This is a genomic window from Kitasatospora sp. NPDC022785 (assembly GCF_055561295.1).
Genome location: NZ_JBVHHB010000006.1, coordinates 356,586 through 366,689, shown reverse-complemented (window position 1 = coordinate 366,689; position 10,104 = coordinate 356,586). Strand labels below are relative to the sequence as shown.

General features: G+C 74.4%; 10 protein-coding genes. 9 read left to right on the top strand and 1 reads right to left on the bottom strand.

Features of this window, described 5'->3' with window-relative positions; translation table 11 throughout:
• Positions 1–264: 264 nt before the first annotated feature.
• From ACZ3YO_RS13375 to ACZ3YO_RS13350, 6 genes are all read left to right on the top strand, one after another.
• Positions 265–1,026 (top strand): DeoR/GlpR family DNA-binding transcription regulator, encoded by a 762-nt coding sequence (locus ACZ3YO_RS13375; protein ID WP_465549808.1) that lies wholly within the window; start codon positions 265–267, stop codon positions 1,024–1,026.
• A gap of 200 nt (positions 1,027–1,226) precedes the next feature.
• Complete coding sequence (locus ACZ3YO_RS13370) at positions 1,227–2,099, top strand: SIS domain-containing protein (protein ID WP_465549806.1); 873 nt, start codon at positions 1,227–1,229, stop codon at positions 2,097–2,099.
• Between the two features lie 43 nt (positions 2,100–2,142).
• Positions 2,143–3,060 carry an ROK family protein gene (locus tag ACZ3YO_RS13365; protein WP_465568828.1) on the top strand — a complete coding sequence of 306 codons (918 nt, stop codon included), beginning with the start codon at positions 2,143–2,145 and terminating at the stop codon, positions 3,058–3,060.
• On the top strand, positions 3,057–4,004 hold the full coding sequence (locus ACZ3YO_RS13360) for a 1-phosphofructokinase family hexose kinase (RefSeq protein ID WP_465568826.1): 948 nt from the start codon (positions 3,057–3,059) through the stop codon (positions 4,002–4,004). The genes ACZ3YO_RS13365 and ACZ3YO_RS13360 overlap by 4 nt, the downstream gene beginning before the upstream one ends.
• Entirely contained in the window at positions 3,995–4,846 is an 852-nt protein-coding gene (locus ACZ3YO_RS13355) for a class II fructose-bisphosphate aldolase (RefSeq protein WP_465568825.1), read from the top strand. The genes ACZ3YO_RS13360 and ACZ3YO_RS13355 overlap by 10 nt, the downstream gene beginning before the upstream one ends.
• A gap of 161 nt (positions 4,847–5,007) precedes the next feature.
• Positions 5,008–6,000, top strand: a complete 993-nt coding sequence (locus ACZ3YO_RS13350) for an ArsR/SmtB family transcription factor (protein WP_465568823.1) — start codon at positions 5,008–5,010, stop codon at positions 5,998–6,000.
• A 169-nt stretch (positions 6,001–6,169) separates the two neighbouring features.
• Here the strand turns inward: ACZ3YO_RS13350 and ACZ3YO_RS13345 are convergent, their stop codons facing one another.
• The gene (locus tag ACZ3YO_RS13345) at positions 6,170–6,862 is read right to left on the bottom strand and encodes a TetR/AcrR family transcriptional regulator (protein ID WP_465568821.1); all 693 of its coding nucleotides are present in this window, start codon (positions 6,860–6,862) and stop codon (positions 6,170–6,172) included.
• A 98-nt stretch (positions 6,863–6,960) separates the two neighbouring features.
• On the opposite strand from ACZ3YO_RS13345, the gene ACZ3YO_RS13340 reads away from it, so the two are divergent.
• The 3 genes from ACZ3YO_RS13340 to ACZ3YO_RS13330 all read left to right on the top strand — a co-directional run bounded on the left by ACZ3YO_RS13340 (position 6,961) and on the right by ACZ3YO_RS13330 (position 9,892).
• A complete protein-coding gene (locus ACZ3YO_RS13340) occupies positions 6,961–7,782 on the top strand; it encodes an SDR family oxidoreductase (RefSeq protein WP_465568819.1) in 822 nt (273 codons plus the stop codon).
• A 108-nt stretch (positions 7,783–7,890) separates the two neighbouring features.
• Complete coding sequence (locus ACZ3YO_RS13335) at positions 7,891–8,757, top strand: haloalkane dehalogenase (protein WP_465568817.1); 867 nt, start codon at positions 7,891–7,893, stop codon at positions 8,755–8,757.
• Positions 8,758–8,932: 175 nt separating this feature from the next.
• Positions 8,933–9,892 carry a carbohydrate kinase family protein gene (locus ACZ3YO_RS13330; protein ID WP_465568815.1) on the top strand — a complete coding sequence of 320 codons (960 nt, stop codon included), beginning with the start codon at positions 8,933–8,935 and terminating at the stop codon, positions 9,890–9,892.
• Positions 9,893–10,104: the final 212 nt, after the last annotated feature.

The window sequence follows — 10,104 nt, the reverse complement described above, 5'->3', positions numbered from 1 at the left end:
ACGACACCGCCGGGCAGGACGAGGCGGGCGCCGGACAGGGCGGTGCCCCGCGACAGGGCCGCTGATTGAATCCGCGCGGTCACGCGGTCACCTCCGGAAAGTGTGCCGGCCGGCGGCCATCGGTGGGGCGGCCGCCGGCGAGCATCTGCTCAGAATCGCTCGATACTGGTCAATGCAATCAGATTCAGTCAACCCTTCCGGCAGCGGGACGGCAGCCCGTTCAGGCACTGACCGCCCTGGTCCTGCGCGGCTACACTCCCCGGCATGCTCAAAGCTGATCGCGCAGCCCGGATCCTCTCCCACATCACCCACCAGGGAAGCGCCGACGTGCACGCCCTCGCCGGCCTGCTGGGCGTCTCGGGCGCGACGGTCCGCCGGGACCTCCAGGAGCTCCACGAGCAGGGCCTGCTCCACCGGACCCGCGGCGGCGCGGTCACCGGGGCGGTCAACCTCGAACTCCCCCTGCGCCACCGCAGGGGGAAGTACCCGGAGGAGAAGCGGCGGATCGCCGCGCAGGCCGCCCAGCTGGTGCCGGACGGCGCGGTGGTCGGGCTGACCGGCGGCACCACGACCGGGGAGCTGGCCCGCGTCCTGGCCGGCCGAGGGGACGTCACCATCGTGACGAACGCCGTGAACATCGCGGCCGACCTCGTGGTGCGGCCGGAGGCCCGGCTGGTCGTCATCGGCGGGATCGCCCGCACCACCAGCTACGAGCTGGTGGGCCCGGCAGCCGACCGGATGCTGTCGCAGTACCACCTGGACGTCGCCTTCATCGGGGTGGACGGCCTGACCGCGGAGGAGGGCTGCACCACGCACGACGAGATGGAGGCCCAGACCGACCGGGCGTTCCTGCGCAGCAGTGCCCGGTCCGTCGTCCTCGCGGACAGCACCAAGATCGGGCGGGTCACCTTCGCGGAGATCTGCCCGCTGGCGGAGGTGCACGACGTGGTGACCGACGACGGGCTCACCGCGGTGCAGGAGAAGGAGATCGCGTCCGGCGGTGTCCGGGTGCACCGCGCGGGGTGAGCCGCTGAACGACCCCGTTCCGGCCCTGGGGCGGCCTGCCGACGCGGGCCGCCCCAGGGCTTTCCGCTGCCCGGAACCGGGGCGGCCGCCGCCTGCTCGAAACTGAGATCTTGGTGATCATGGTTGCGCATGTCTGGAAGAACGAGCTATAAATCACTCAGATTTGAGCATCAAGGCTCAACCTTGCGCAGGAGGACGTCATGGCCTACGTCGACGCCGAGATTGCCAGCCAGCCGGAGTGCTGGCAGCGCGCCCTTGAGCTGACCCCCAAGGGACTTCCCGAACCCGGAGAGCGGGTCGCGATCGTCGGCTGCGGCACCTCGCTCTACATCGCGCAGGCCTATGCGGCACTGCGCGAGTCGCTGGGGCTGGGGGAGACCGACGCGTTCGCGGCCTCGGAGTTCCCGGCCCACCGCCGGTACGACCGGGTCGTCGCCCTCACCCGCTCCGGCACCACCACCGAGGTGCTGGACGCGCTGGCCCGCACCCGCAACGGCGCGACCGTCGCGATCACCGGGGACCTGTCGACGCCGGTCGTCGACGCCGCGCAGAACGTCGTCGCCCTGGAGTTCGCCGACGAGCAGTCCGTCGTGCAGACCCGGTTCGCCACCACCGCCCTCGTCCTGCTCCGGGCGCACCTCGGGGCCGCTCCGGCCGACCTGCCCGCACAGGCGCAGCAGGCCCTGGAGGCCGCGCTGCCCGAACGGGCCCTCTCCTCCAAGCAGTTCACCTTCCTGGGCACCGGCTGGACCAGCGGCATCGCCCACGAGGCGGCGCTCAAGGTCCGCGAGGCCTCGTCCTCCTGGACCGAGTCCTACCCCGCCATGGAGTACCGGCACGGCCCGATCAGCGTCAGCAGCTCCGAGAGCACCGTCTGGTTCTTCGGCGAGCCGCCGGCCGGCCTGCTCGGCCAGATCGCGCTGACCGGCGCCCCGGCCGTGGTCGCGACGCGGGACCCGCTGGCGGAGCTGGTCCGCGTGCAGCGCCTCGCCGTCGAGCTGGCCAAGGCCCGCGGCCTGGACCCGGACCGCCCGCGCAACCTCACCCGCTCCATCGTGCTGGACCAGCCGTGACGGTGGTCCACCGTCCGGGGCGGGGCCGGAAGGCGGTCGGCCCGTGAGCGTCATCGCGCTGGACGTCGGCGGTACCCACATCAAGGGTGCGATCGTCGAGGACGGCCGGCTCCTCGGCTCGGCGCAGTGGCACACCCACGCCGACCACGGACCGGAAGCCCTGACCGGGACGGTCCTCGCCTGCGCCGACGAGCTGATGACCAGTGCCCTCCGGCACGGCGGCAGGCCGGAGGCCGCCGGGATCGTCGTGCCCGGCCTGGTGGACGAGGAGACGGGCACCGCCGTCCTCGCCGCCAACCTCGGCTGGCGCGGCACCCCGGTGCGCCGCCGGCTCGCCGAACACCTGGGCCTCCCGGTCGCGTTCGGGCACGACGTCCGGGCCGGCGGGGTCGCGGAAGGCCGCCTCGGCGCCGGCCGCTCCTGCCCGAACTTCGCCTTCGTCCCGGTGGGCACCGGCATCGCCGCCGCGCTGATGATCGACGGCCGCCCCTTCGGCGGCGACCACGGCTTCGCCGGGGAGTTCGGCCACCTGGTCGTCCGCCCCGGCGGGGACCGGTGCGCCTGCGGCAACCGGGGCTGCGTGGAGACCCTGGCCTCCGCCTCCGCCATCGCCCGCCGCTACGCCCGGGCCACCGGCGAGGCCGGCGTCAGCGCCAAGGACGTCAGGCGGCTGGCCGAGTCCGGGAACGGTGCCGCGGCGCGGATCTGGGCGGAGGCGGTGGAGGCGCTGGCCGACGGTCTGGCGGCGCTGACCGTCGTGCTCGACTTCGAGCTGATCGTCATCGGCGGTGGCCTCGCCAAGGCCGGCGAGCCGTTCCTCGGCCCGCTGCGGGACGCCCTCGCCGAGCGGCTCACCTTCCGCGGCCCGCCTCGGCTCGTCGCGGCCGAACTGGGCCACCGTGCGGGGAGCCTGGGGGCGGCGCTGCTCGCGCAGGACCTGCTGGACGGGGGCGGCCGGTGATCCTCACCGTCACCCTCAACACCGCTCTCGACGTCACCTACCGGCTCCCCGAGGTCCGCCGGCACGGCAGCAACCGCGTGCGCGAGGTCACCCAGCAGGCCGGCGGCAAGGGCGTCAACGTCGCCCGCGTCCTGGCCGCGCTGGGCCATACCACGGTCGTCACCGGCCTCACCGGCGGAGCGGTCGGCCGGGCGGTTCGCGAGGACCTCGCCGCGGCGGGCCTGCACGACGAACTGGTCGAGGTGACGGGGGAGACCCGCCGCACCGTCGCCGTCGCCGAGGAATGGGACGGTGACACCACCATCTACCTGGAGCCCGGTCCGGTGGTCTCCCCGGAGGAGTGGCAGGGCTTCCTGGCCCACTACGGGCGGCTGCTGCCCGGCGCGGCCGTCGTGGTGCTCTCGGGCAGCCTGCCGCGCGGCGTTCCGGCGGACGCCTACCGGCAACTCGTCGAGCGGGCCGGAGTGGACGGCATCCCGGCGCTGCTGGACGCCGACGGTTCCGCACTGCTGCACGGGATCCAGGCCGGCCCCGCCGTGGTCAAGCCGAACCTGCACGAGCTGGCCGAGGCCACCGGCGCCCGGGACCCGCTGAAGGGCGCCGAGTCGCTCCGCGCGGCCGGCGCGGGGGCGGTGGTCGCCTCGCTCGGGCCTGACGGGCTGCTGGCCTGCACCGCCGGGGGCCGCTGGCAGGCCCGTCCGCCCGGCACGTTCCTCGGCAATCCGACCGGCGCGGGCGATTCGGCGGTGGCCGCTCTCGCGCTCGGCCTGGCCGCGGGCACCGCCTGGCCCGACCGGCTCCGGCACGCGGTGGCACTGTCCGCCGCCACCGTCCTGGCGCCGCAGGCCGGCCGCTTCGACGCCAGCGCCTACCACCGCCTGCTCAGCCTCGTCCGGGTCGAGGAGATCGAACCGGCGCACCCTCAAGGAGAGCCATGCCCCTGACCGGAACCGGCGAGATCACCGCCCCAGCCCGCCACGGCGCCCACGGCGTCGGCGCGTTCAACGTCATCCAGCTGGAGCACGCCGAGGCCATCGTCGCCGGCGCGGAGAGCGTCGGCGCCCCGGTGATCCTGCAGATCAGCGAGAACGCCGTGCGCTACCACGGAGGCCTGGCCCCGATCGGCACCGCCACGCTGGCCGTGGCCCGGGCCGCGGGCGTGCCGGTGGCCGTCCACCTCGACCACGCCACCGACCGGTCACTGGTCCGCGAGGCGGTCGAACTCGGTTTCACCTCGGTGATGTTCGACGCCTCCGTGCTCGACTACGAGCAGAACGTCCGGGCCACCGCCGAGGTGGCGGCCTTCTGTCACGACGCGGGCGTCTGGGTGGAGGCCGAGCTGGGCGAGGTCGGCGGCAAGGACGGTGTCCACGCGCCCGGCGCCCGGACCGACCCGGGCGAGGGCGCGGCGTTCACCGAGCGGACCGGCATCGACGCGCTGGCCGTCGCCGTCGGTACCTCGCACGCCATGCTCACCCGGGACGCCGTGCTGGACCTGGAGCTGATAGCCGCCCTGCGGGCCGCCGTCCCCGTGCCGCTGGTGCTGCACGGCTCCTCCGGGGTCGCGGACGAGGACCTCGCCGCGGCCGTCGCCCACGGCATGACGAAGATCAACATCGCCACCCACCTCAACAAGGCCTTCACCGCCGCCGTCCGCCGCCGCCTGGCCGCCGACTCCGCCCTGGTCGACACCCGGGCCTACCTCGGCGACGGCCGGGCCGCGGTCGCCGGGGAGGTGGCACGCCTGCTCGGCGTCCTGACCGCGCCGGCGGCCGTCGCACGCTGAGGCGGGGCCCCGAAGCGGGGGACGTGCGGCCCGGCGGCGGCCCCGGGGCTCGGTGCTGACGTAGCCCCGGGGCCGCCGCCGTCTGCGGGGCCGCCCCGCAGACGGGCCATCGATTAGGCTCGGGCCGAATCCAGCGGACGACGGCCGGGAGGCGGCGGCGCATGCAGTCGGGACTGAGTTTCTCCGCGGCGGACCTCGCGCAGACCCGGTTCGCCGTCTCCCCGATGTGGGAGGTCGTCACCAGCTTCCGACTGCTCCGGGGCGACGCCGAGCCGTCGCTGCACCGGCGCTGGGCCGAGCAGGTGCGGCCCCGGCTGGCCCACGCCGGGCTCGACCGCGGCTGGCTGGCCGACCTCGTCCCCGCAGACGGCTACCTCGCGGACTTCCTCAACCCCACCCCCGCCACCCCGTTCCCCGTCCTCGGCGCCGAACTGGACGCGATCCGGCGCAGCGCGCCCGCGCGGGTGCGGACCGAACTGGAGATGCTCGGCGTCGAGCGCGGCACCGGCCCGTCCGCCCGGCTCAGGCTTCTGCACGAGGCCCCCGAGGTGGCGCTGGAGAAGATCACCGCGGAGATCGAGGCCTACTGGGAGCTCGCCCTCGCGCCCTACTGGGCCAGGATCCGGCGGCTCCTCGAAGCGGACGTGTTCCACCGGGCCCGGCAGGTCGCCGAGCACGGCTCCGCCCACGTCCTCAACGAACTGCACGAGACCGTGCGGTGGGACGACGGCACGCTGCGACTGGTCCGCCGCCACTGCGCGCTGACCCGGGACCAGGCCGGCTCCGGCCTGCTCCTGGTGCCCTCGGCGTTCGCCTGGCCGCGGGTACTGACCCGCTCGGTGTCGCCGGATCCGCCCCAACTGGCCTATCCGGCGCGGGGAATCGGCAACCTGTGGGAGCGCCGGGCGACCGCCTCGCCGGATGCGGTCGCCGCCGTCCTGGGCCGCTCCCGCGCGCTGCTGCTGACCGAACTGGACACACCGTCCTCGACCACCCGGCTGGCCGAGCACTCCGGCCTGTCCGCGGCCGGGGTCTCCCAGCACCTGACGGCCCTGCGGAACGCCGGCCTGGTCACGGCCCACCGCACCGGGCGGTTCGTCCTCTACGCCCGCACGGCGCTTGCCGACGCCCTCCTGGCCCCCGCGGGGGACTGACCGCGTGGGCGCGTGAAGGATGGACGGCGGCACCGCCCGGGGCGGCGCCCCGCCGGGCCCGGCCCAGTCACCGTTCCGCGGCCCGGCCGGGCGGCGAGGTCCGGCCGTCCGCCGAGGTCCGACCGGGCGTTGGCGTCGGCGTCGGCCGGGCGGCGGCGTCGGGCGGGTGTCAGACCACGGCGTCGATCCAGTCCATCAGGCGGGCCCCCTCGCGCGTCATGATCTCCGGGTCGCGCAGCGCGTTGGAGAGCAGGGACATGCCCTGGTAGCCGGCGACGAGGGTGACGGCGAGGCCCTCCGGGCCGGCTGCGCCCAGCTGCCGGAACTGCTCTTCGACCCACTGCAGCAGCAGGCGGATGACCTGGCCCACGGCGGTGTCGAGGCCGCCGTCGTCGCGCTTGTCGAGTTCGACGGCGAGGGTGCCGGTGGGGCAGCCGTAGCGGGCGGCGGTGTCGCGTCGGCCGACCCATGCGGTCACCAGGCCCTTGAGGCGTTCGCGCGGGTCGGGCAGCCGGTCGAGCTCGGCGGTGAGGGTCTCCAGGTGGCCGGTGTGCTCGGAGAGGGCGGCTCTGACCAGCTCGTCCTTGGTCTTGAAGTAGTAGTACACGTTGCCGGTCGGCACGTCGGCGGCGTGGGCGATGTCGGCGATGGTGGTGCGCTCGACGCCCTGCTCGTGCAGGACCCGCGCCGCGGCGGCCGTCAGCCGCTGCCGCTTGCCGGCGTTCCTCGGGGCGGCGGCCTTTCCGGCGGCGGTCTTCCGGGTGGTGGCGCCGGGGGTCTTCCTGTCCCCGGCCGTCTCGCCGTCGGCCTTCGCGTGGGTAGCCTCCGCCGAGGCGTGCCGGGAATCCATTGAGTCAGTCACCCGACTGACTGTAGACCGACGCCCGTCGGGGCTGCTACGGTTTCGGCTCGACGGAGTTAGTCAGGCAACTAACTCACTTATCGATCGGGGAGATCGACATGATCGTGGTGACAGGTGCGACCGGGAACGTGGGGCGGGCACTGGTACGGCTGCTGACCGAGGCGGAGGTGCCGGTGACCGCCGTCGCCCGGCACATCACCGACGCCGACGTGCCGCCGGGCGTGCGGGCGGTGGCCGGCGACCTCGCCGACCCGGCCGGCCTGCGGGCCGCGTTCGACGGGGCGGAGGCGCTGTTCCTGCTGGTGGCGGGGGAGGACCCGGACGGCATCGTGGACCTCGCGAAGAACGCCGGGATCCGCAGGGTGGTGCTGCTCTCCTCGCAGGGAGCGTGGACCCGCCCGGAGGTGTACCGGCACCCGGTCCGGTTCGAGGCCGCCGTCCGTGAGTCCGGGCTCGGCTGGACGATCCTGCGGTCGGGCGGGATGGCCACCAACGCCTTCGCCTGGGCCGAGTCGGTCCGCACCCGGCGGGTGGTCGAGGCGCCTTTCGGCGACGTCGGCCTGCCGTTCGTCGATCCCGAGGACGTGGCCGCCGTGGCCGCCGCCGCGCTGCGTGTGAACGCGCACCTGGGCGCCACCTACACCCTGACCGGCCCGGCGCCGACCACCCCGCGCGAGCGGGCCGCGGCGATCGCGGCCGCGCTGGGCGAACCGGTGCACTTCACCGAGCAGACCCACGAGCAGGCCCACGCACTCATGGCGCGGTTCATGCCGCTGCCCGTCGTCGCCGGCACCCTGGCCATCCTCGGCGAACCGACCGAGGAGGAGCAGCGGGTCGGCCCCGACGTCGAACGCGTCCTGGGCCGCCCGGCCGCGACCTTCGCCGCCTGGGCCGCCCGCAACGCCGCCGCCTTCCGCTGAGCGCGCCCGCCGCCCGCGCACGCGGCCTTCCGCTGAGCGCGCCCACGCCCTCGCCCGCGCGCTCGCCTGTGCCCTTGCCCGCCATCACTCTCGTCGAAGGACAGCACCATGCCCGTTCAGCACATTCTCGGCTCGACCATGCACCACCGGGAGTCCGGCACCGGGACTCCGATCGTCTTCCTGCACGGCAATCCGACCTCGTCCCACCTGTGGCGGCACGTCATGCCCGCGGTGGGGAGCGGCCGGCTGCTGGCCCCCGACCTGATCGGCATGGGCGAGTCCGGCAAGCCCGCCATCGACTACACCTTCGCCGACCACACCCGGTACCTGGATGCCTGGTTCGACGCGCTCGGCCTCGATGACGTGATCCTGGTCGGACACGACTGGGGCGGCGCCCTGGCCTTCGACTGGGCCGCCCGCCACCCCGGCCGGGCGCGCGGCATCGCGTTCACCGAGACCATCGTCAAGCCGATGACCTGGGAGGAGTTCCCCGAAGGTGGCCGGGACCTCTTCCGGGCGATCAAGACGGACGGCATCGGCGAGGCCATGATCCTCGACGACAACGTCTTCCTCGAAGAGGGCCTGCCCGGCACCGTCGCCACCGCCCTCGCCCCGGGCGACCTCGACGTCTACCTCAAGCCCTACCCCACGCGCGAGAGCCGCCTCCCGCTCCTGCAGTGGCCGCGCTCCATGCCGCTGGGCGGCGAGCCCGCCGAGGTCGTCGCCCGGATCGAGGCGTACGACCGGTGGCTCGGAGCCAGTCCCGACGTGCCCAAGCTCCTGATCACCTTCGCCCCCGGGCCGGGGACGATGGTGCACGAGGACACCATCGCGTGGTGCGAGGCCAACATCGCCGGCCTGACGGTCAGGCACTTCGACGCCGTCGCCGGGCACCACACGCCGGAGGACCATCCGCTGCTGATCGCCGGCGCCGTCGCGGCCTGGGCGGACGGACACGGCCTTCGCGGCCGGTAGGCGCCGGGCCCCGGGAGACGCGGCGCCGGCCCAGGCCCAGGCCCGGGCCCGGGCCCGGTCGCGGGAGACGCGGCCCAGGCCCGGCCCCGGCCGCACCCCGGTGCTTCGCAGACCGCGAATCCGGGGAGATGTGGATCGGCGGTTGACAGTCGATGGCGGGAAGGTGACGTAGCACATGGCGCAGGGCAGGAGCCGGTCACGGCGGGACGGGGCAGACGCGTTACGGGGCGGGCGGGAGGTGCTGGTCGTCGGCGCCTACTTCGCCGACCTGGTCTTCCGAGGGCTGGCCGGTCCGGTCAGGCCCGGGGCGGAGGTCTTCGCCGAGGCGGTCGACCTGCTGCCCGGCGGGGCGTTCACCCCGGCGATGGCGATGCACCGGCTGGGCCATGACGTGGTCTGGGCAACCGACTTCGGAACCGACCTGTTCAGCGCGCAGGTGCTGGCCGCCGTCCGCGCCGAGGGGCTGGACGAGACCGGCTTCCGCCACCACCCGGGCCCACTGCGCAGTGTCACGGTGGCCTTGTCGTCCCCCGGCGACCGTGCCATGGTCAGCTATCAGGACCAGGTCGACGCCCGGCCGCTCGCCGCGCTGCTGCGCGAGCACCGCCCCGCGATGCTGATCCTGCCGCAACTCCAGTACGGCGAAGAGGTGTTGGCTGCACTGGGAGTCGCCCGTCAGCTCGGGACGGAGGTGTTCATGGACTGCCAGGACATGCCCGGTACTCTCGACACACCCCTCGTGCGCGAGGTGCTCGCCGAAGTGGACGTGTTCGCCCCCAACGCCGACGAGGCGCTGCGCCTGACCGGCACCGACACGGTCGACGACGCCCTGAGCGTGCTCTCCGGGCTGGTCCGCACCGTGGTCGTCAAGCGCGGGGGCGAAGGGGCGTGCGCCGTCCGCGACGGGAAGCGGTACGACGTCGCCGCCGTCCCGGTCGACGTCGTGGACACCACCGGGGCGGGCGACTGCTTCGACGCCGGCTTCGTGCACGCCCACCTCGAGGGCCGGGAACTCCCCGACTGCCTGGTCGCCGCCGTGGCCTGCGGCGCCGCGGCGACCACCGGCCCGGGCTCCAGTCGTGCCCCCGACACCGCCGGTCTGCGGGAGTGGCTCGCCCGCGTTCCCCATCACTGACCTGTCGTCACCACTGACCCGTCGCCACCACCGACCCGCCCCCATCGGCGACTTGCGCCGCCACCGGCCGCGCCGCCGCCGTACGCCCTGGCGCGCAGCTTGCCCGACAATTCACCACCGGCTCGTGATCAGATCTGTCGCCCACCGTGTCATGCCCGATTCACTCGGTGACGGGTTCGTGTTAGCGTCCGATGATCCTGATCTGAGCTGCG

Bases quoted from the DNA above. Each gene is read 5' to 3' on its own strand.
- ACZ3YO_RS13375 (WP_465549808.1), top strand. From the start codon at position 265: ATGCTCAAAGCTGATCGCGCAGCCCGGATCCTCTCCCACATCACCCAC.
- ACZ3YO_RS13370 (WP_465549806.1), top strand. From the start codon at position 1,227: ATGGCCTACGTCGACGCCGAGATTGCCAGCCAGCCGGAGTGCTGGCAG.
- ACZ3YO_RS13355 (WP_465568825.1), top strand. From the start codon at position 3,995: ATGCCCCTGACCGGAACCGGCGAGATCACCGCCCCAGCCCGCCACGGC.
- ACZ3YO_RS13350 (WP_465568823.1), top strand. From the start codon at position 5,008: ATGCAGTCGGGACTGAGTTTCTCCGCGGCGGACCTCGCGCAGACCCGG.
- ACZ3YO_RS13340 (WP_465568819.1), top strand. From the start codon at position 6,961: ATGATCGTGGTGACAGGTGCGACCGGGAACGTGGGGCGGGCACTGGTA.
- ACZ3YO_RS13335 (WP_465568817.1), top strand. From the start codon at position 7,891: ATGCCCGTTCAGCACATTCTCGGCTCGACCATGCACCACCGGGAGTCC.
- ACZ3YO_RS13330 (WP_465568815.1), top strand. From the start codon at position 8,933: ATGGCGCAGGGCAGGAGCCGGTCACGGCGGGACGGGGCAGACGCGTTA.